The sequence below is a fragment of the Pseudarthrobacter sp. MDT1-40-2 genome (assembly GCF_059383595.1).
Genome location: NZ_JBWZCL010000005.1, coordinates 36,604 through 56,921, shown reverse-complemented (window position 1 = coordinate 56,921; position 20,318 = coordinate 36,604). Strand labels below are relative to the sequence as shown.

Genomic DNA, 20,318 nt, shown 5'->3' with positions numbered 1-20,318 from the left:
AAAGCGTGTCCAATCGATGGACAAAATCTACTGTTTCAGACCACGATATCCAAGCCGGGCTTCGGGGCGGATTCCGCATCGGCCGGGAGCTCAACGGCGGTGGCAGGCGCAGCATCCGGCACAGCAATCCGGGACTGGCCTGCATATACATTCAGGCTGCTGCCGCGGCTGAAGCCCACCAGGGTCATCCCCTCCGAGGCCGCCAGCTCTACCGCCAGGCTGGACGGTGCGCTCACCGCTGCGAGCACCGGGATTCCGGCCAGCGCCGCCTTCTGGACCAGCTCAAAGGAAGCCCGTCCGGATACCTGCAGTATTAGGTTGTGCAGCGGCAATAGTCCTTCGCGCAGGGCCCACCCCACCACCTTGTCCACGGCATTGTGGCGCCCTACATCCTCGCGCAGGCAGAGCATCTGCACGCCGCCGTCGTCCATCACGCGGAAAAGACCTGCCGCATGCACACCACCGGTAGCATCGAAGAGGCTCTGGGCTTCACGGAGGCGGTCCGGCAAGGACGCCAGGACCTTTGCCGGAATAGCCATCCCGTCCCCCTTGGGCTCGTGGTGCGAGGACTTCCGGACGGCGTCGATCGAGTCAGTTCCGCAGATACCGCACGAGCTGCTGGTGAAAACGTTCCGGCCCCGCTCCGGAAGGACAACGTCCGGGCGCAGCTGGGCTTCAACGACGTTGAAGGTCTGCACGCCGTCTTCGTCCTCCCCCGCGCAGAACCGCATGGACACCAGCTGCTCGGGTTCCCAGATCACGCCTTCGGACACCAGGAAGCCGGCCACGAGGTCAAAATCGTCCCCGGGCGTACGCATGGTCACCGAGAAGGACATCTGGCCCAGCCGGACCTCCAGCGGCTCTTCCACGGCCAGGACGTCTTCACGGTTCCGGACCGGAAATTCGACGGCGGCCGGCGAACCGTCCAGGACGTAGCGGTGGATCCGGCGGCGCTGGGTTACACGTCCCATGGGTTACGGCTCTCTTCGTCGGGGCTGTACTTCGGCCCGTGGGCCTGAAGGTGGTCCTTGTTGGTGTCCTCTTGGGGCGGGCGCCTGTTCATCCTTCCATCATCCCAAGGTGTTCATCCCGGCGCCACCAAATGCGTCAATCGAGGAGGGCGCTCCAGTCCACTGGACCGGCGGGCTTAGCGGTATTACTCCGGCGCTGTTTCCGGGCTGCGGGTTTTTCCTTGGCCTTTGCATCCTCGTGCGTACGCAGCTCCGGAGTCCAGGGCAAGGCAAACGCCGGCACAGGCTCGCCGAGCTGGACGCCGTGCGGCGGGACCACCATCACACCATCGGCGGAAGCGAGGCCGCGCATCATTCCGGCGCCAGTGTGTTGCGAAGGAGACGCCATGCCGTAGAGCATCCGGAAGGGCAACAGGCGGGTATGGCCCAGCTGCGGCTCCATGATGGTCCCGCAAGGTACTTCCCGCACGATCATTGGCCTGCCGTTGCCAAGTGTGGCAAGGAGCGGCCAGCCCACCGTACAGAGCGCCATCATGGCTGCCAGCGGGTTACCGGGCAGCCCAAGTATCAGGCGGCCATCGGGCAGTTCGGCCAACACCGCGGGGTGCCCGGGCCGCATGGCGATGCCGTCAATAACCAGCCGGCCACCCAGCTCAGCAACGGCCCGGCGCAGGTGATCCGTCTCGGAGCGGCCGGTGCCGCCGGTGGTGATAACGACGTCGGCCGGTTCTTCACCGGGTTGGTCCTCGAGGGCCGCGAGCCATTCCTCATAGCTGTCACCGATCCGCAGCGCCCCGCCGGGCATGCCGCCCATCATTTTCACGACGTCGGCCAGCTGGGGGCCGAACGTGTCCCGGACCTTACCCGGCTCCGGGAGCCCGCTGTCCACCACTTCCGAGCCGGTCAGCAGCAGTTTCACTACCGCCTTGCCCCGGACGACGAGCTCGTCATATCCGGCCAGGGCGGCCAGGGCAATGTGGGCAGGATTGAGGGTGACGCCGCTTTTGATCAGCAGTTCTCCGGCGGCAGCTTCCTCCCCCGCCTTACGGATGTGCTGGCCATTGCGTGGTTCACCGGGACGTGCCGTGCCGCCCAGATGCAACACCGGCAAGCCGTCTTCATCGGTGCCCAGCGCCGCACTCTCACTGCGCAGCACTGCCTTGGCACCGGGCGGTACCAGGCCGCCGGTGACAATGGGGCTGGCCTGGTGCGGGGCCAGCCGCTGACCGCGCTCCACAGGGATCCAGGGCCCGGAGCCGTTGACAGCCCAACCATCCATGGCGGATGAGGCGTAGTGCGGCATGTCCTGCAACGCCGGCACGTCCTCCGCAAGCTCTCGGCCCACCGCCTGCCGCAAGGGTACGGGGCCTGGCGGGATGGGAACTGCGCTGTTGAGGGCTGACTGCCGGGCTTCGTCCCAGGTATGGGCATGGTGGTGCGGCGGAGCTGGCGTATCCGGCGTCATTCGGGAGAGTCCGCCACCGGCGCCGCATCAGTGGCAGCGGGCCCGGCTCCGGCGGATAGATCCGCGGCGCTCCCGGTTCGTGGATACTCCGCTGCGAGCTTCCGGGCCAGCTCCATGGTGGCGGCCATGGCCGCCGGAGCCGGGGACTGGCCGGCGCCTGCGGCCTTGCCGGCAGCGTAACCGGCAATAAAGGTGGTCAGCGGGGCGGCCGGACGGACGATCGAGTGCGCGGCCACCCCGGCCAGGGACAGGACAGCACTTACGTCAACTTCCACGCCTTCCAGTTCGAAGGCAGCGAGCAGGAACTTGCTCCAGTCCTCAAGAATCTCGTCCTGCATCTTCACCGTCTGCCTCCAAAGTAGCTTCTTCCAGGCACTGACCAAACCCGTATGGTGGGTCTGCCCGCTCGATTCCCAGGGCTTCCGCATCAGCCCAGGTATCGACGTCGTCGGTGGAACCCCCGGGGACCGGGACAGTCGCCACGTCAAGATTAGCAAGGAGAGCCCGGACCGAACCGTTCGTAAGCTTTCCGAGCGACGCCAGCTCGTCAGCATTCTTTTGTAGCAGGGCAGTGCTATAAAGGGCGGCAAGCGGCTGGCGACGGCCGTCGGGCGAGACGGCCGCAACGCCCCCGAAGCTTAGCTCTCCGAGTCCCGCTCCGGCAGCACAAGCCTTCAGGAGGGCGGGAACTGCCAGGCTCACCAGCGGCATATCGCACGCCAGGACCAGGGTGAATGCCATGGGCGGGCGGTTCCTGGAAAGGGCCCCAAGCCCGGCGGCGATGGCAGCTGCCGGCCCACTGAATGGCGGGTCTTCGCGCGCGTGCAGCACGTCCGGGGGCAACGGGTCCAACGGATCCTCGGGTCCGACTACCACAATCCTGTGCGCTCCCCGGGCCGCGGCAACCGTACGATCCAGCAGCGCGACGCCACCATAGAGCAACCTGGACTTAGGCACCCCGCCCAGCCGGGCAGAGCGTCCTCCTGCCAGAATCAGGGCGTCGTAATCCACCGCCCCAGCGTACCTCCCGGTGCCCGGCTTCGCGCTGGGGGCGGTAAAACCCGCGTGGGACGAAGGTGAGACCGAAGGGCTGCTGCTCAGGCGGCGTTTTCCGGCAGCAGGAAGGGATCCCATGCCGGTGCCGGCTTTTCCAGCTCCTTGATCTGCCATATGGTGCCCTGCGGAGGTTCCGGGACAAAGCGCAACTTCCAGCCCATTTCCGCCGGAGTGTGATCGCCCTTGGCATTATTGCAGCGCAGGCACGCGGCAACCAGGTTCTCCCAGGAGTCAGCCCCACCACGTGACTTAGGGTGCACGTGGTCAATGGTGTGCGCCGCCTTACCGCAGTAGGCGCAGCGGTGACCGTCGCGGCGAAGCACGCCACGCCGGCTGACCGCCGTCGCCCTGTTGTAGCGGGGACGGATGTAGCGGTTGAGCAGGATCACGGAGGGTCTGCCCAGAATCTCCTGCGGTCCGACGACGGGGTCCTCCCCCTCGGCAACCACACTGGCTTTTCCTGTGAGCACAAGCACCAGCGCCCGGCGGAAGGTGATAACCGCCAGCGGTTCATATCCAGCATTCAGAACGAGAGTGCGCATGCACATACCTCTTCACGGCCGCACCCGTCAGGGGCACGAGGGCCGGCTGCCCTCGGCATGTCCGGGCTATGGATCGACAAGTCCAGAGTAAACACCGCAGGCCGTTTAGGGCTAATCGGGCGTCCGGTAAATACCGTGTCCTGCAGTTAAATGCAGCAGGGACCCCCACCGAAGTGGAAGTCCCTGCCGCATCTCACGGGAAGCTGTTAGCCGTTGACGCGGATGAAAACCGGCCCGGAACCAACGTTGACGCTGAAGAGGACCGTCTGGTTGCCGTTGTAGCCGCCGTGGACGGCCTGGCCGTTTCCAGCGTAGATCGCAACGTGTGCAACGCCCGCGCCACCGTCGGCGTAATACACGACGTCACCCGGCTGGGCCTCGGCTGCGCTAACGGTGCGGCCCAGGGACAGGTAACCGGCAGGCCAGTCGTGGAAGTGGATGCCCACTGCTGCCAGCGAATTGGTGACCAGCATGGTGCAGTCCTGGTTGACGCCGATCTGCGCGTAGGCGGCAGCCAGGATGGTGGAGTTGAGCCCGGTGGAAGCGGCGGCCGGAGCCGGGGCAGCCTTGGAAGCGGCCACAGCCTGCGGGGCCACCGGCGCTGCTGCGACTTCTTTTTCCGGGGCTGCCTTGACCTCAACAGCAGGTGCCGGCTCTTCTTCGACCGGAGCCGGCGTGGTGGTCACGGCAGGCCGCTCAAAGGAGATGGCGATGCTGGAGGCCGCGGTGATGACTGCCGGTACCGATGACCGGACATCCACCGAGGAGGCCGTGGCCGCTTCACGCTGAATACCGGAGTCAGCGGCGTTGGCGGCAACGCCGCTGCTCAGAACAAGGCCGGAGGCTGCTGCAATGACAGCGGCCTGGCGGCCCACTCCGCCGGCGTTGTCGCCGACGGCCTTGGCAATGGTGGCCAACGCGCTGGTCTTGGTGACCTCAGCGCGGTGCCGTGCAGACGCACTTGTTGACATGGGGGATCTCTCTTTCGAATCCTCTAGCCGGTTGGGCGGCATGAGGTTTTGAGCGTTGCGGCGTTATTTTGGTACGCCGGCAAGCCCCGAACGGGAATTTAGCGGAGGGTGTAGAAGGAGGACGAACCCGTGGCGGCTACCGAATGCAGCAGCGTGCCCTGGGACGGGTTCAGCGCGCTGATCATCATGCCGTTGCCGACGTAAATGCCAACGTGTGCGCCACCGTTCTGCATGACGAGGTCACCCGGCTGCGGGTTGCCCGTGGGGGTCATGGCGTTCCAGGCACCGGTGCGCGGGATGGAGATGCCAGCCTGGGCGTAGACCCACTGCGTAAAGCCGGAGCAGTCCCAGCCGGCGGGAGTGTTGCCACCCCAGACGTAGGGGCTGCCGATGCCGGTGTAGGCAATAGCTGCCAGGCCTGAAGCTGCAGCCGAGGTGGCAGCCGGCGCTTCGGGAGCTTTGGTGGTGACTGCGGTAGCGGCAGTGGCGGTGGCGGTTGCGGTGGCCCCTGCAGCTTCATCGTCTTCATCGTTGGACCGGGGCTCAATGACCTCAATCACAGGGGCGGCGACGGTGGTGATCACGGGGCGTTCGAACGACACGGTGGCCGTCGGGGCGGCCGTGACAGCCAGCGAGGTCTGGGAAGCCGACTCAAGGGAAGCGGAGACGCCTACCGTGCTGTCTGCTGCGTTGGCCGGAAGGCCGATGCTGAGGATAAGGCCGGAAGCTGCTGCAATAACCGCTGCCTGGCGACCTACGGTCCCGGCATTGGCGCTGACGGCCTTCGAAACAGTTCCCATGGGGTTGGTGCGCACCGGCTGGGCGCGGTGGCGCGCAAGATTATGGCGTGACGACACGTAAGTAGCCTCTCCCAATGCCTGCGAGGTGAGCTGTCGGATTCGGATGGGAGTTCACCCGGCCGCGCCGCTTCCAAGGAAGCTTTGCGACTTAACCCCAAGGCCTTCCAAAGAAGGCCATATTTGGTTCCCCCGTCTCTGCCAGACGATGTCATGCGAACGGACCTTGGGCGGTGGCAGAGTTAGGCAATCCACTCAAGAACGTCAACTTCGGAAAAGTTGACGCGGTTTAGACGGTACAGCAGTTCTTCTTCAATGTCACATTCAGGTCACGGCGTGTTGCACAGAACCGAGAGCCGTTCATCGTTTGGTTACAGCCAGCCGGCGGGATCAACGACTTCACCGTTGACCTGCACCTCAAAGTGGAGGTGGCAGCCGGTGGAAGCGCCTGTGGTGCCGCTGAAAGCCACGACGTCGCCCCGGCTGACCTTCTGGCCTACCGTGGCTTTGAAGGACGACAGGTGGTTATAGGTGGTCTCCAGGCCGTTACCGTGATCCACTACAACGCGGTTGCCGCCGCCATAGGGGTGCCATCCCGCGAAGGTGACAGTGCCGGTTGCTGCGGCGAGCACTTGGGTGCCGCACTGGGCAGCGAAGTCGGTTCCACGGTGGAAATCGCCGGTTCCGCCCGTGATGGGGCTGACACGGTAGCCATAAGGGGAAACCGTGGTCAGTGACGCCAGCGGGCCGGCCAGGCTGCCCACGGAGGCGGCCGGGGTCACGGCAGACGCGGCCTGGGCGCTGAGGAGCTGCTTGAGCTTTCCGTCAGGATCGCCCTGGGTAGTGACGGCCGTGCGGCTGAAATCGACCTGCGCTGCGGATTCCGCGGAAATATCGGGCTGTGGCGCAGCAACAACGGCGGCAGAAGCGCTGGACGCAGCGATGGGAAGGGCGGAATTGGCGAGTACCGGACTGGTCACCGGGACGGTGATCGTCAGGAGCAGGCCCGTGGCGGCAAGCCCGATTCCGGCCTTCTGGCCAATGCCACTCGCGGCAGCGAAGTCAGTAAGCTGCCGGAACGGGCTCCGGTGGCGGCGCGCTTCCCGTTGCGGGTCCCGGGGACGGTCCGCGAGGGGGACTTCAGCAACCCGTGGCTGCGAAGCAGAGCCGACGGCGCGACGGCGGCCCCTGTAATTCTGCGTGCTCAAGTATTTTCCTCTCTGGAAGCCTGCGAAGTTAGCTGTCGGATTCGGATCAGAGAGTTAGCGACCCGGCCCGCAAAGCAGGTCATCTTGACGCACAGATATCCAGGGGATTCGTTTATCAAAAGGACTGCCGCTGCGGACTTCACCCCAAGGCCGCTCGAAAACGGCCGATTGTGGTTCCCCCGCCCCTGCCAGAAGGTGACTCGAACAACCGGTCCGCTGGCAGAGCTAGGCTTTCGGACCAGATAACGCTTAGGTATCGGCGTCGAAGATTAACTATAGGCGATGAGACCGAACAGTAACAATTCCGTTATAAAGGAAGTTGGCTTACCATTTCGCGCCCGCGATCCGTCAGGCCGGTTGCCCATGAAGCAGGACAGAGGTTAGAGGACAATCAGGAGAGCTTCACAAAAACGTGGGCGGCAACTTCCGGCGGCAATTCGAGGGCGCCTTCGATGCCGGCAACCCGGACCGAGATGTACTCGCCCACGCGTTCGAGCGTGACGTCGGTGCCGGGGCGGATCCCGCCCTCGTCCAGCTGGACCAGCAGCTCAGGTTCAACCTGGATGGGCTCCGCCAGCCGGCAAACCCGCACGGTGGACTCCGGACTATAGGCAGCCATGGCTTCCAGAAGGTTGATCACGCCGTCCGTGAAGGCGGAACCCACTTCGCCGCCCAGTGCTGCCAGGCCCGGGATGGGATTGCCGTAAGGCGACTCGGTGGGGTGGTCCAGCAGTTCATAAATCCGCTGTTCAACGCGCTCACTCATCACGTGCTCCCAGCGGCAGGCCTCGTCGTGGACATAGGCCCAATCCAGGCCGATGATGTCCGACAGGAGGCGCTCGGCCAGCCGATGCTTGCGCATGACCTCTGTGGCACGCTTACGGCCTGGCTCGGTGAGTTCCAGGTGCCGGTCGCCTGCAACAACCACCAGGCCGTCGCGTTCCATGCGGCCGATGGTCTGCGAAACCGTTGGCCCCGAGTGGCGCAGCCGCTCCGCAATGCGGGCGCGAAGTGCCACGATGTTCTCTTCTTCAAGCTCCAAAATGGTCCGAAGATACATCTCCGTGGTATCGATCAGATCCGTCATCCAGCTCAGCTCCTTGAGCGCAGTCCCATGCGTTCGTCCACCGTATCGCGTACTGATAGCGCGTCGCTTATCAGGTCCTCAGCTTAGCCTATTTTGAATTACTCCGGATAATCCCCGGGTGGTGGCCGGCCCCCAAAAGTCCCCACTGTGACAGCTCCAGTTCCCGGAGGACAGCGTCGTCAGGCAGAATGAAAGCGGCCCCTACAGCAGCCATCACTGACTGTCCCGTCCGACGGCCGCTGCGGCCAAACTGTCCCTACGAATTTGGAGCCCTAGTGAGCGACGCCAGCATCACCATCCCCGCCAACCTCCTGCCACAGGACGGACGTTTCGGCGCCGGCCCGTCCAAGGTACGGGCGGAGCAGCTGGAAGCACTCTCCGCTGCGTCCACCACCATTCTCGGAACTTCGCACCGCCAGGCACCCGTGAAGAATCTCGTTGGTTCGGTCCGGGACGGCCTGTCCAGTTTCTTCCGGGCGCCGGAAGGCTATGAAGTGGTCCTGGGCGTCGGCGGTTCCACTGCTTTCTGGGACGTTGCAACGTTTGGCCTGGTGGAGAACAAGGCACAGCACCTTTCCTTCGGCGAGTTCGGCTCCAAATTTGCCGCTGCCACCAATAAGGCACCGTTCCTGGCAGAATCCAGCATCATCAAAGCAGATCCCGGAACGCGTCCGGTTGCGGTGGCAGAGGCCGGCGTGGACCTTTACGCCTGGCCGCAGAATGAGACGTCCACCGGCGTCGCCGCTCCTGTACGCCGGGTCGAGGGTGCAGACCCCGGTTCCCTGGTGGCCATCGACGCCACCTCCGCCGCGGGCGGCCTGGACGTGGACGTCGCCGAAACCGACGTCTACTACTTTGCCCCGCAGAAGAACTTCGCATCCGACGGCGGCCTGTGGCTTGGCCTCTTCTCCCCCGCCGCTATCGAGCGCGCTGCCCGGATCGAGCAGAGCGACCGCTGGATCCCGGACTTCCTGAACCTGCAGACGGCCATCGACAACTCCCGCCTGAACCAGACCTACAACACTCCGGCGCTGTCCACGCTGGTGACCCTGGACGCCCAGGTCAAGTGGCTTAACAACAACGGTGGCCTGGACTTCGCCGCGAAGCGCACCGCCGATTCGGCCGGACGTATCTACGCGTGGGCGGAGGCCTCCAGCTTCGCCACTCCGTACGTCACCAACCCGGAGGACCGCTCCAACGTCATCGCCACCATCGACTTCGACGACTCGATCGATGCCGTCCAGGTTGCCAAGGTCCTGCGCTCCAACGGCGTTGTGGACACCGAGCCGTACCGCAAGCTCGGCCGCAACCAGCTGCGGATTGCCACCTTTGTAGCCATCGAGCCGGACGACGTCACAGCCCTGCTTTCCTGCATCGACTACGTGGTGGCGGGACTGAAGAAGTAACTGGAACCAGGAGTTTCAGGGTTCGACGGCGTCGTCCGGGCTTTGTGCCGGGGCGGCGCCGTCTGTTCAAGCCACCTGCCTAGTGGGTGCCGTCCACAGCAGACTGGCCGGCAGCGTCAGCGGTGTCATCTTCGTCGGAATCCGCTGCCAGCTCGACGTGCTTGACCGACTCGATGGCATCGTGTTCCACCACGGCAGCCGGATCCGGCAATCCCTCAGAAGTTTCGCTTTCCCGCACTTCAGCCTCCTCCGGAACATCGTCCGGCCGGGCATCCTCCGGGCGCACCCGTTCAGCCCATGGCACCCATTCGGGGGACAGGACCGAATCCTCGGAAGGCAACAGACCAACCTCGTTGACCGTAATTACTTTGGAGCGCGAGTTGCGGGTCAGTACCGCGAACCACTGCCACCCCGGATAGCCGGACAGCCGGCATTCAAAGAGGTGCGTAACCACGCGGTCGCCCTCCGTGCGGGCACCGATGTGAGTGCCGACGTCGGATGGGTCTGCGATCGACTGGACCGCTTCCCTGGCGACATCCACGGCGGCGGCCAGCACTGCGTCGGGCTTGCCTGTACGCCAGACCGGGACAGCGGACCGTTTAGCGGGAGTCTTCACCCGTGCAGCGGAGGCAGCACCGGTGGGTGCGGATCCTTCAGCTTCGGCGTCCACGGCGAGCCTAGGCATCCAGCTCGTCGGCAACCTTACGGAGCGCCGTCGCGATGGCTTTTCCCTTGTTGCCTTCCGGGTACTTTCCGGCAGAAAGCGTTCCGGAGAGGTTGTCCAGGACCGTTACCAGGTCCTGGACAAGCGGTGCCAGGTCGCGCGGATTGGTGCGCTTGGCCTTCGCAATGGAAGGCGTCTTGTCCAGGATGCGCAGGCCCAATGCCTGGGCGCCCTTACGGCCGTCGGCTACGCCGAACTCCACCCTGGTGCCGGGCTTAAGGTCCAGCGTCCCTTCGGGGAGTGCGGACTTGGGCAGGAAAACCTCCTGGCCATCCTCACCTGCGAGGAAGCCGAAGCCCTTTTCCTTGTCATACCACTTGACCTTGCCGGTAGGCACGTTATCAACCTTCTTTGTTCTCGGATCCTGCAAAACTGGTTTCTGCCTCCTAGGTTATCCTGCCCCGCAGCCGATTCCCGCAAGTGCCGACTGCCGGGCAGGCCCTGTTAACGTTGCCTGTATGACTCCCACGCGTTTCCGACGTTCCCTGACGATCATCGCCGCTGTCGTAGCCGTCATTTCCCTGGTAGCCGTGGGCATCGTGATGGCCATGGCGTTTGCGCGAACCCCGGCTCCGGCGTGGATTACGTCCACGGCATTGTTCGGCCTTCCACTGGCTTTCCTGCTGCTCGTGTTCCTGGTGCTGGACTCAGCTGCCGGACGCCGCCGGGCGGGAAAGGGCGGCGGGCGGTAACGTTGGACTGATGTCCCTTATCCGTGTGCTCAGCAAGGACCTTGAGGCGCGCAGTGATGAATCACTGCGTGCCCTGCTCGCTGCACGTCCGGACCTCATGTCCCCCGGTGTTCCGGACTTTAGTGCGTTGGCGGCACGGGCCAGCAGCCGGGTCAGCGTCCAACGGGCCCTGGAGCGCCTGAACCGGCCACAGATGCAGGTTCTGGAGACGCTGCATCTGTGCACCAATACGGACACCGGCCACAGTGCTTCGGCTGCCATCCTGAAGAAATTCATCGCCGGATCGAGCATCACCGCCATCGAACGTTTCCTGGCGTCTCTGGAGGACCTTGCCCTGGTGCACCGCGCCGCTCCCCCGCATGGGACTCCGGCGGGCGGCCGGCACCATTTCTACCTGCCGGTCGCCTGCCTCAAGGACGTCCTCGGCATCTACCCCGCCGGCCTGGGCCGCAGCTATACCGAGCTGGTCCGGCTTCAACCGGCCTTCACGCAGCGCGCCGTCCAACTCGTGGCCGAACTCCGCCAGCGCGGCACGGACATCCCGCCCGCGGCCACACCGATGGAGGCCGCACTGGCACTCCAGCATTGGACGTCCTCCCCGGAAGCCCTGGCCGCCATCCTCAGCACGGCACCGGAACGCACGACGGCGTTACTGGCCAAATTCGGAGACTGGGCCATGGGTGCCGTCCCCCAGGCTCAGCGGAAGGTATCCGTCCTCCACGAGGGATCCGACGTCGGGCCTGTTGACTGGCTGCTGGCACGCGGGTTGCTGGTACCGCTCGACGCGGCACACGTTGAACTGCCGCACAGCGTTGGCCTGGCCCTGCGTGGTGGAGCCATCATCAATGACTTCGGCCTGGTGCCTCCGGTTCCCCGGCTGGGCAGGACCAGCGCCATGCGGCGCCGCAACGCAGCCTTGGGCGCGATCGGCGAAACCCTGCGGCTGATAACCGAGCTGCTTTATATTGTCCGGGATCAACCCTTGGCAACCCTGCGCAGCGGTGGTGTTGGCGTGCGGGAGGTTAAGCGGCTGGCGGACGCGCTCAGGGTGGAGCCCCCCCAGGCGGCACTGTTGACGGAGATGGCAGCGCTTGCCGGCCTTCTCCGGCTTGACGTGGACCGTTCCGCCTGGGTTCAACCTCCGCAGCTGGAGTGGCTGTCCCTTCCAAGGCAGGAGCAATGGCTGTGGCTGGTCCGCGCCTGGCTGGGAAGTGAGCGGGTGCCGTCGCTGGTGGGCCAGCCAGTGAACGGTGGCGGCTCTGCCGGGCCGGCCCGCAACGGGCCCGGTGGTACAGCTGCAGTGGTGAATACACTCTCCGCCGAGGCCCAGCGGCCGGATGCGCCGCTGATCCGGAAGCGGATCCTCGAAATCCTCAACGAACTGACACGCGAGGCCTGTACCGCGTCGGGCAGCGGCACGGCTCAAGACGATGCCAGTACCCCGGTGCTGGATGCTTCAGCTGTACTGGAACGCGCCGCCTGGGCCCAGCCCCGGATGTCACGCCGGTTCAGTTCGCTGGTGCAGGGAGTCCTGACGGAAGCCGAGATCCTGGGTTTGATGGGCTCCGGTGCCCTCAGCCAGTTGGGCAGCGCCATCGCCGACGACTCCCCCGACGCCGCCCTTGAACTGCTGGGCGAGCACCTCCCCACCGCCCTGAACCACGTCCTGCTGCAGGCTGATCTAACCGCCGTGGCTCCCGGATACCTCGCCCCGGAGGTGAGCACCGGGCTGCTGCGCATGGCAGACGCCGAAGGCCAGGGACCGGCAACAACTTACCGTTTCTCGGTGGCTTCGGTCCGGCGCGCCCTGGACGCCGGCCTGGATGCCCCCGCCATGCTGGGGTTCCTCCGCGAGCATTCGGCCACCCCGGTACCGCAGCCCCTGGAGTACCTGGTCCAGGACACCGCCGCACGGTACGGCCGGCTACGGGTTGGCGGGGCGTCAAGCTACATCCAGAGCGAGGATGAGACGGGCATCGTGGAGATGTTGCGGAACCCGCGGCTTGCCGGTCTGGGCCTGATACAAATTGCGCCCACGGTGCTGGTTTCGGCGTACGCTCCGCGTGAGGCTGCCGAAGCCCTCCGTGGAGTGGGATTGTCGCCGGCGGTGGAGGAGAGCGGGCCGGCTGCCGTGGTCAGGCTTCGCCGTACGACGGCGGCACCTGGCATGGCGCGGCCCGTGTACTCAGCCCCGGGTACTGCGCCGGCCACCGCAGACATCGACGCCCAGCTGGCGGTGCTGCGCCAGGAAACCCCTGCCGCCACTGGCGAAGCCGCTACCCAGCTGGGTTTGGAAGCATTGCAGAAAGCCATCCGCCTCAAACAGCGCGTCACCATGAACGTTGTGGACGGACTCGGGAATGCCGCACTGGAAACTGTTGTTCCACTATCAGTAAACGGCGGCAGGATCCGGGTTTTTGATCCGGTCAAGGAAACCGAACGGGTGGTTTCCGTGCACCGCGTCATCGACGTCGAACCGGTGGAAGAACCGGCAGAAGAGTGGTCCCCATGAACAAGGCATATGCCTTCCCCTTGAATATTCGGCACCGATACGGAACCGCATGAGCGACGGCCCCCTGATCGTCCAGAGCGACAAGACGATCCTGCTGGAGGTGGACCACGAACAGGCCACCGAGGCCCGGCATGCCATTGCGGCCTTCGCCGAACTTGAGCGCGCCCCCGAACACATCCACAGCTACCGGCTGACGCCGCTGGGCCTGTGGAATGCCCGCGCCGCCGGGCTGGACGCGGAAAAGGTTCTGGACACCCTGCTGAAGTACTCCCGCTTTCCAGTGCCGCATTCCCTCCTGATCGACATCGAGGAAACGATGTCCCGCTACGGCCGGCTGCGCCTGGAGAAGGACCCGCAGCACGGGCTGGTGATGCGCACGGATGATTACCCTGTCCTTGAAGAGGTGATCCGCGCCAAAAAAATCCAGCCGCTGCTGGGCCCACGGATCGACGGCGAAACCATTGTGGTGCAGTCATCCCAGCGCGGCCAGCTCAAACAGCAGCTGCTGAAGATCGGATGGCCGGCCGAAGACCTCGCCGGATACGTGGACGGAACCCCGCACCTGATCGCCCTCAACGAGGACGGCTGGGCCTTGCGTCCTTACCAGAAACTGGCTGTGGAAAACTTCTGGGCCGGCGGCAGCGGCGTCGTCGTGCTTCCCTGTGGTGCCGGGAAAACCCTGGTGGGCGCGGCAGCCATGGCTACCGGTTCCACGACCACCCTGATCCTGGTGACCAACACCGTCTCCGCCAGGCAGTGGAAGGATGAGCTGCTGAAGCGGACCAGCCTGACGGAGAACGAGATCGGTGAGTACTCCGGTTCTGTCAAGGAAGTCCGGCCCGTAACTATCGCCACCTACCAGGTCCTGACCACCAAGCGCGGCGGGCTGTACCCGCACCTGGAGTTGGTGGACGGTCATGACTGGGGTCTGATCGTCTACGACGAGGTCCATCTGCTTCCTGCCCCGATCTTCCGGATGACCGCGGACCTGCAGGCCCGGCGACGGCTGGGACTGACGGCCACGCTGGTCCGCGAGGACGGCAGGGAAGGTGAAGTCTTCAGCCTGATCGGACCCAAACGCTATGACGCACCGTGGAAGGACATCGAAGCCCAGGGATACATCGCTCCTGCGGATTGTGTTGAGGTCAGGGTGGACCTGCCGCGCGACGAGCGGGTGGCCTACGCCATGGCCGAGGACGCCGACAAGTACCGTCTTTGCGCCACCTCCGAGACCAAGACCAAGGTGGTGGAGGAACTCGTGGCTCTGCATGCGGGCGAGCAATTGCTGGTGATCGGCCAGTACATCGACCAGCTTGATGAACTCGGCGAGCGGCTTAAGGCACCCATCATCAAGGGCGACACCCCCGTGAAGGAGCGCCAGCGGCTGTTCGCGGCATTCCGCGCCGGCGAGGTGCAGGTGCTCGTTGTCTCGAAGGTGGCGAACTTCTCCATCGACCTGCCGGAGGCCTCGGTAGCCATCCAGGTTTCGGGCTCGTTCGGCTCCCGTCAGGAGGAGGCCCAGCGCCTGGGCCGGCTGCTGCGCCCCAAGAAGGATGGCCGCGCCGCGCGTTTCTATTCGTTGGTGGCCCGTGACACCTTGGACCAGGACTTCGCGGCCAAGCGGCAGCGGTTCCTGGCCGAGCAGGGCTACGCGTACCGGATCATGGACGCCAAGGACGCAGGCACCGCCCCCTGAGTTGCCCTGAGTAAACACACATCGGACGCTCAGAAAACTCCCAGATACTGGGAGCATGATGGGTGTATGAACAAAAATGGCCCTGAAGCCCGGCTGCTGGTGGTTGACGACGAACCCAATATTCGCGAGCTGCTGTCCACGTCGCTGCGATTCGCGGGGTTCGAGGTGGTATCCGCTGCGAACGGCCGTGATGCCTTGGCCGCCGTCGAGGAGCACGCACCGGACCTCGCCGTCCTGGACGTCATGCTCCCGGATATGGACGGCTTCACCGTCACGCGCCGGTTGCGTGCTGCCGGCAAGCACTTCCCGGTACTCTTCCTGACCGCAAAGGACGATACCGAGGACAAAGTCACCGGGCTAACCGTTGGCGGAGATGACTACGTGACCAAGCCGTTCAGCCTGGATGAGGTGGTTGCCCGGATCCGCGCAGTGCTGCGCCGGACCCAGCCGCTGATCGACGACGATGCCGTCATCAGGGTTGGCGACCTGGAGCTCGACGACGATGCCCACGAGGTGCGCCGTGGCGGAACCGTCATTGAACTGTCCCCCACCGAGTTCAAACTGCTGCGGTACCTGATGCTGAACCCCAACCGTGTGCTGTCCAAGGCCCAGATCCTGGACCACGTGTGGGAGTACGACTTCAACGGCGACGCCTCGATTGTGGAATCCTATATCTCCTATCTCCGGCGCAAAGTGGACCTTGACCCCGAAGCCCCGGCATTAATCCAGACCAAACGGGGCGTAGGGTACGTTCTGCGGACCGCGGAGAAGCGCTGACCTTGTTTGGACGGTGGAAAGCGGCCCCGCTGAGATCCCAGCTGGTGGCCATCATCATGGCCCTCCTGGCGGTGGCGCTGACCGTCACCGGCGTGGGAACCCTGACCATGCTGCAGACCTACCTGGTGGACCAGGTAGACCAGAAGCTGGAGGCCGCCGTCGATGTTGCCCGGACGCAGCGCTCCTTCAATCAGCTGCAGGCACCGGGCCCATGGGTGCCCACGGAATATTCGCTGCTGGTTTTCAGTGAGGGACAGGACCCGGTGCCTTTTGGCGGCGACACCGCCAACCGCCCCGACATCACCGGCATCAGCGTGGACGAAGCCCGGCACCGGGCAGCGGAGCCATTCCAGGTGGGCGGCACTGACGGGAAGAACTGGCGCGTGGTGGCCGTGGCCGTCACTACCAGCAATGGCGAATCCGCGGTGGTGGTGATCGGGTTGCCTCTCCAGTCTGTGGATGACGTCATGAGCCATGCCGCACTGGTGACCACCGGCGTCGGGCTCCTCACCATGCTGCTGGCATCGCTGACTGCCAACTGGACGGTGTCGCGGTCCTTCCAGCCCTTGGCGAGGGTGGAGAAAACCGCTGCCGCGATTGCCGCCGGCGACCTGTCCCGGCGCGTGGACATCGAAAACCCCGGCACCGAAGTGGGTCGGCTGGGCGAATCCCTGAACGCCATGCTGGAGCACATCGAGGGCGCCTTCGCGGCCCGGACCGCGTCGGAAGGCCGGATGCGCCGTTTTGCCGCCGATGCCTCACACGAACTCCGGACGCCGTTGGTGACCATCCGGGGCTTCTCCGAGCTGTACCGGCACGGCGCCCTGGCCACCGAGGAAGACGTCTCCACCGCAATGGGGCGGATTGAAAGCGAAGCCAAGCGGATGGGATCGCTGGTGGAGGACCTCCTGCTGCTGGCCCGGCTGGACGAACAGCGGCCGCTGCAGCGCAAGCCCGTGGACCTGCAGTTACTGGCCCACGATGCCGTGGTGGACAGCCAGGCCAGTGACCGGACACGGAGCATCACCCTGGCAGGGCTCGACGGCGACGCTCCCGCCCCCGCGCCTGCCCTGGGAGACGAGGCCAAACTGCGCCAAGTGGTGGGAAACCTCGTGGGCAACGCCCTGCGGTATACCCCGGACGGCTCACCGATAGAAATTGCCGTGGGCACCCGTTCCTCCGACGGCGGCACCGATGCTGTGATCGAAGTCCGTGACCATGGTCCCGGCATCGATGAGATGGAGGCCGGTAAGGTCTTTGAGCGCTTCTACCGGGCCGACACGTCCCGCACCCGTGAAACCGGCGGCAGCGGACTGGGACTGGCCATCGTTGCGGCGGTGGTTGGCTCACATGGCGGAACGGTGCGGGTAAAGCCAACCCCCGGCGGCGGAGCCACCTTCGTGGTGACCCTTCCGGCCAGGGACGATCCGGATGTTATCCACATATAGCGCCGGGCCGTAGCGGCTGCCTGAACACCCTCCGTAGGCTCGCTTGAAAGGTCCGGATTCCCCGGACCACCGGCAACGATTCCCGTAGGCAGCTACGGAAAAGCCCGTCAGAAAGAGGCCCCGCCATGAGCATCATCTCCGTTGACACCGAACTGCTTCAGCTCAAATCAGCCAACGTCCGCGCCACCGTGGACCGCATCAGCGCCGATGTCCAGACCATGAAGCGTGGGCTGGACGAACTTCAGGGCACGTGGCGGGGCTCTGCAGCCACCAACTTCCAGTCGCTCGTCACAGAATGGACCCTGACACAGGGCCGCGTGGAGGCATCACTGGCGTCCATCAATACCGCCCTCGCATCCGCGGCCATGAGCTATGCCCAGACCGAGCAGGGCAACACGCAGCGCTTCAGCTGACCGGAAAGGGCAGCGCGTTAGACTTCCGGGGTGCCCTGGTGGAAACGCAGCCGCCATTGGCTGCCATCCAGTACCCACAGTGAACTGCGGAGCGCGGACCCGGCCCTGGAGTAGCTTCGGTAGGTCAGCAGGATAGCGCTGGTGCCGATGCGGTCGGCCCCGAGGATATCCAACCGGAGCTTTTCCCCAGGGTCCTCCTCCAGTTCCATCATGATCGCATCCCGGTTCCACATCCGACCGGATGCGCCTATCTCAAGGTAATCCGGGTGCAGCAGCACGCCCGTCCGCCCAATGTCCGCGCGGACCTCAGGAAGAAGCAACTCGCGCTCCAGGGCCTCCACCAAGGTTTCGGGATTTTCCTCTGCCGGGGCCAAACCGGAGACGGCCTCGCGTTCGAGTTCACTGAACAGGTCCTCGGCGTAAGGCTCGGGGTTGGGCGGGGCTTGGCGTGCCGAGGTTCCTGGCTTGCCCCCTGCTGCTGAGGTTGCCGGGTCCAGTGAAGTGGCACCTTGCGAGCGCGATGTCGTGGCCCCAGCCGGCGCCAAGGGACGCCCGGTGGAAGGTGAGGACGGGAACCCAGGGCCGCGGCGTGGCTCTATTCCCTGCTGGTATGCGGTGGCTGCGGCCCTGGCCCGCTCGTCGGCGGCTTCGTTGAGATCGTGGCCGGCGTGGCCCTTAACCCATTCGAAAGTATATTTGCGTCCCTTGAGTGCCCGGTCGATGTCCTGGAGCAGTTCCACGTTCAGGACCGGCTTTCCGTCGGCCTTCCGCCAGCCCTTACGCTTCCATCCCGGCATCCACTTGGTCACCGAATTGATGACGTACTGACTGTCGCAGAGGATGTGCAATTCCTCCGCCGGGAGGTGTTCGGTGGCACGGAAGAGGTCCAGCACTGCCATCAGCTCACCCTGGTTATTGGTACCGTGCGGCCAGCCACCGGCGCGCCAGCAGTTGTCATCCACATACCAGGCCCATCCGGCGGGACCGGGATTTCCCAAAGCCGAACCGTCGGCTGCTGCAGTAATCGTCACCGGACCATCCTGCCAGACGCGGGCGGCCCCTTGGCTCAGAAAGCGTTTACTCATATCCCTTGACGTAGCCCCCCACTAGCGGCAGAATCAAGAAACCACAATGAGAAACCGTTTTCTCGCCTAGTTTTAGCATCAGCAGGAAGGCATATCAATGAAGATTCCAAACCTGAGCCGGAGGAAGTTCCAGTTTGGCGCAGTAGCTGTGGCAGTTTCGCTGCTGGCCAGCGGCTGTGGCGCAGCTAGTGGCCAGAACGCCAATGAGGAAGTCACCCTGCGGTTTGCCTGGTGGGGTAACGAATACCTCAACGCGCAGACGGAAAAAGTCATCTCGGCCTTCGAAGCGGCAAACCCCACCATCAAGATCGAATCCGAACCCGGTGAGTGGAGCAGTTACTGGGACAAGCTGGCCACCAAGACGGCGGCCAACGATGCGCCGGACGTCATCCAGATGGACCAGAAGTACATCGCCGAATACGGTGGCCGCGGGGCCCTTCTGGATCTTAGCAAGCAGGACGGCATAGACACCTCCAAGCTGTCGGAGGAGGCACTGACTTCGGGCCAGTACGACGGCGCCCAATACGGCCTCAGCACCGGACAGAACGCGTACGTCATCATGGCAAACACCAAGGTCTTCGAAGCAGCGGGCGTCCCACTCCCCGACGACACCACGTGGACCTGGGATGATTTTGTGGACATCGCGGCCAAGATCAGCGCTTCCGGTGACGGCAGCACTTACGGGGCAGCCTACGGAAGCAACGAAGCCGATCTCATCATCTGGCTTCGGCAGCACGGCCAGAACCTCTACTCAGCCGACGGCAAGCTGGATTTCGACACCGCAACGGCAGCGTCCTTTTGGGAGCGCCTGAAGGAACAGCGGGATTCGAAAGCCAGTCCGCCCGCCACGGTAGCCACCGAGGATGCCGGGGCCGGCCTTGAGGAAAGCCTCTTCGGCACGAACCGCGTGGGCATGGCATGGTGGTGGACCAACCAACTGGGCTCCCTTGAGGCGACCACCGGCAACACCATCAAGATGCTGCGGGCGCCGAGCGCGGACGGCGCGGCCGCGGACAACGGCATGTACTACAAGCCCACCATGTTCTGGTCGGCTTCCTCGCGCAGCAAGCACCCGGAAGCCGCTGCCAAATTCATCGACTACCTGACGAACAGCCCCGAGGCCGGGGCAATCCTGATGACGGACCGCGGCGTGCCCACCAACTCCGAAATCGTCGAGAGCATTACTGCCTCGCTGAAGCCGGCCGATACCACGGTGGTGTCCTTCCTGAAGGAGATCGAGCCGGACATGAAGGAAGCGCCGCCGGTTCCGCCCGTAGGTGCGGGCAGCGTGCAGAACGTCATCAAGCGCTACACCGATGAGGTTCTCTACGACAGGCTCACCCCGCAGGCCGCCGCCGAAGCCTTCAAGAAGGAAGTTGAAGGCATGATTGCCAGCGCCAGTAAGTAGCTGCACTCCAGAATCCGGCTAACACGCCAACAAAAAAGCGGCTCCCTCTTCACTGCAGAA

General features: G+C 64.6%; 20 protein-coding genes and 2 riboswitches. Of the genes, 8 read left to right on the top strand and 12 right to left on the bottom strand.

The genetic code is table 11. The features are described 5' to 3' along the window. Positions 1–35: 35 nt before the first annotated feature. The 9 genes from fdhD to AC50X5_RS14215 form a co-directional block, all read right to left on the bottom strand. Positions 36–971, bottom strand: a complete 936-nt coding sequence (gene fdhD / locus AC50X5_RS14255; protein WP_494976731.1) for a formate dehydrogenase accessory sulfurtransferase FdhD — start codon at positions 969–971, stop codon at positions 36–38. A gap of 136 nt (positions 972–1,107) precedes the next feature. After that, positions 1,108–2,436, bottom strand: a complete 1,329-nt coding sequence (locus tag AC50X5_RS14250; protein WP_494976730.1) for a molybdopterin molybdotransferase MoeA — start codon at positions 2,434–2,436, stop codon at positions 1,108–1,110. Continuing rightward, positions 2,433–2,774: a DUF6457 domain-containing protein gene (locus tag AC50X5_RS14245; RefSeq protein WP_494976729.1), complete on the bottom strand. Its 342-nt coding sequence runs from the start codon at positions 2,772–2,774 to the stop codon at positions 2,433–2,435. The genes AC50X5_RS14250 and AC50X5_RS14245 overlap by 4 nt, the downstream gene beginning before the upstream one ends. Beyond that, the gene (gene mobA, locus AC50X5_RS14240; RefSeq protein WP_494976728.1) at positions 2,755–3,447 is read right to left on the bottom strand and encodes a molybdenum cofactor guanylyltransferase; all 693 of its coding nucleotides are present in this window, start codon (positions 3,445–3,447) and stop codon (positions 2,755–2,757) included. Before mobA ends, AC50X5_RS14245 begins: the two co-directional genes overlap by 20 nt. 86 nt (positions 3,448–3,533) lie before the next feature. Continuing rightward, positions 3,534–4,034 carry an HNH endonuclease gene (locus AC50X5_RS14235; RefSeq protein ID WP_463937024.1) on the bottom strand — a complete coding sequence of 167 codons (501 nt, stop codon included), beginning with the start codon at positions 4,032–4,034 and terminating at the stop codon, positions 3,534–3,536. A gap of 206 nt (positions 4,035–4,240) precedes the next feature. Further along, positions 4,241–5,005: an NlpC/P60 family protein gene (locus AC50X5_RS14230; RefSeq protein WP_494976727.1), complete on the bottom strand. Its 765-nt coding sequence runs from the start codon at positions 5,003–5,005 to the stop codon at positions 4,241–4,243. Between the two features lie 98 nt (positions 5,006–5,103). Then, complete coding sequence (locus AC50X5_RS14225; RefSeq protein ID WP_494976875.1) at positions 5,104–5,805, bottom strand: C40 family peptidase; 702 nt, start codon at positions 5,803–5,805, stop codon at positions 5,104–5,106. A 61-nt stretch (positions 5,806–5,866) separates the two neighbouring features. Continuing rightward, a riboswitch (cyclic di-AMP (ydaO/yuaA leader) is annotated at positions 5,867–6,045 on the bottom strand. A gap of 128 nt (positions 6,046–6,173) precedes the next feature. Then, positions 6,174–7,010, bottom strand: coding sequence for a M23 family metallopeptidase (locus AC50X5_RS14220; protein ID WP_494976726.1), 837 nt, complete (start codon positions 7,008–7,010; stop codon positions 6,174–6,176). A 3-nt stretch (positions 7,011–7,013) separates the two neighbouring features. After that, positions 7,014–7,221: riboswitch (cyclic di-AMP (ydaO/yuaA leader) on the bottom strand. A gap of 180 nt (positions 7,222–7,401) precedes the next feature. Further along, complete coding sequence (locus AC50X5_RS14215) at positions 7,402–8,097, bottom strand: iron-dependent transcriptional repressor DtxR (RefSeq protein ID WP_494976725.1); 696 nt, start codon at positions 8,095–8,097, stop codon at positions 7,402–7,404. Positions 8,098–8,372: 275 nt separating this feature from the next. Here AC50X5_RS14215 and serC point away from each other — a divergent pair, with 275 nt between their 5' ends. After that, the gene (gene serC, locus AC50X5_RS14210) at positions 8,373–9,503 is read left to right on the top strand and encodes a phosphoserine transaminase (RefSeq protein WP_494976724.1); all 1,131 of its coding nucleotides are present in this window, start codon (positions 8,373–8,375) and stop codon (positions 9,501–9,503) included. Between the two features lie 79 nt (positions 9,504–9,582). On the opposite strand, the gene AC50X5_RS14205 is transcribed toward serC, so the two are convergent. Continuing rightward, on the bottom strand, positions 9,583–10,188 hold the full coding sequence (locus AC50X5_RS14205) for a DUF3027 domain-containing protein (RefSeq protein ID WP_494976723.1): 606 nt from the start codon (positions 10,186–10,188) through the stop codon (positions 9,583–9,585). Continuing rightward, complete coding sequence (locus AC50X5_RS14200) at positions 10,181–10,564, bottom strand: cold-shock protein (RefSeq protein WP_493984856.1); 384 nt, start codon at positions 10,562–10,564, stop codon at positions 10,181–10,183. Before AC50X5_RS14200 ends, AC50X5_RS14205 begins: the two co-directional genes overlap by 8 nt. Before the next feature lie 121 nt (positions 10,565–10,685). On the opposite strand from AC50X5_RS14200, the gene AC50X5_RS14195 reads away from it, so the two are divergent. The 6 genes from AC50X5_RS14195 (at position 10,686) to AC50X5_RS14170 (ending at position 17,765) form a co-directional block, all read left to right on the top strand. Further along, the gene (locus tag AC50X5_RS14195; RefSeq protein ID WP_494976722.1) at positions 10,686–10,919 is read left to right on the top strand and encodes a hypothetical protein; all 234 of its coding nucleotides are present in this window, start codon (positions 10,686–10,688) and stop codon (positions 10,917–10,919) included. A gap of 10 nt (positions 10,920–10,929) precedes the next feature. Next, positions 10,930–13,431 carry a helicase-associated domain-containing protein gene (locus tag AC50X5_RS14190; protein ID WP_494976721.1) on the top strand — a complete coding sequence of 834 codons (2,502 nt, stop codon included), beginning with the start codon at positions 10,930–10,932 and terminating at the stop codon, positions 13,429–13,431. Positions 13,432–13,480: 49 nt separating this feature from the next. Next, positions 13,481–15,127 (top strand): DNA repair helicase XPB, encoded by a 1,647-nt coding sequence (locus tag AC50X5_RS14185; protein WP_494976720.1) that lies wholly within the window; start codon positions 13,481–13,483, stop codon positions 15,125–15,127. Between the two features lie 66 nt (positions 15,128–15,193). Then, positions 15,194–15,904 (top strand): response regulator transcription factor, encoded by a 711-nt coding sequence (locus tag AC50X5_RS14180; RefSeq protein ID WP_493984853.1) that lies wholly within the window; start codon positions 15,194–15,196, stop codon positions 15,902–15,904. 2 nt (positions 15,905–15,906) lie between these two features. Continuing rightward, the gene (locus AC50X5_RS14175) at positions 15,907–17,352 is read left to right on the top strand and encodes a sensor histidine kinase (RefSeq protein WP_494976719.1); all 1,446 of its coding nucleotides are present in this window, start codon (positions 15,907–15,909) and stop codon (positions 17,350–17,352) included. A 125-nt stretch (positions 17,353–17,477) separates the two neighbouring features. After that, entirely contained in the window at positions 17,478–17,765 is a 288-nt protein-coding gene (locus tag AC50X5_RS14170; protein WP_493984851.1) for a WXG100 family type VII secretion target, read from the top strand. 17 nt (positions 17,766–17,782) lie between these two features. Here the strand turns inward: AC50X5_RS14170 and AC50X5_RS14165 are convergent, their stop codons facing one another. Then, the gene (locus AC50X5_RS14165) at positions 17,783–18,796 is read right to left on the bottom strand and encodes an RNase H family protein (RefSeq protein ID WP_494976718.1); all 1,014 of its coding nucleotides are present in this window, start codon (positions 18,794–18,796) and stop codon (positions 17,783–17,785) included. Positions 18,797–18,947: 151 nt separating this feature from the next. Between AC50X5_RS14165 and AC50X5_RS14160 the strand changes: the two genes are divergently transcribed. After that, on the top strand, positions 18,948–20,258 hold the full coding sequence (locus AC50X5_RS14160; protein ID WP_494976717.1) for an ABC transporter substrate-binding protein: 1,311 nt from the start codon (positions 18,948–18,950) through the stop codon (positions 20,256–20,258). Positions 20,259–20,318: the final 60 nt, after the last annotated feature.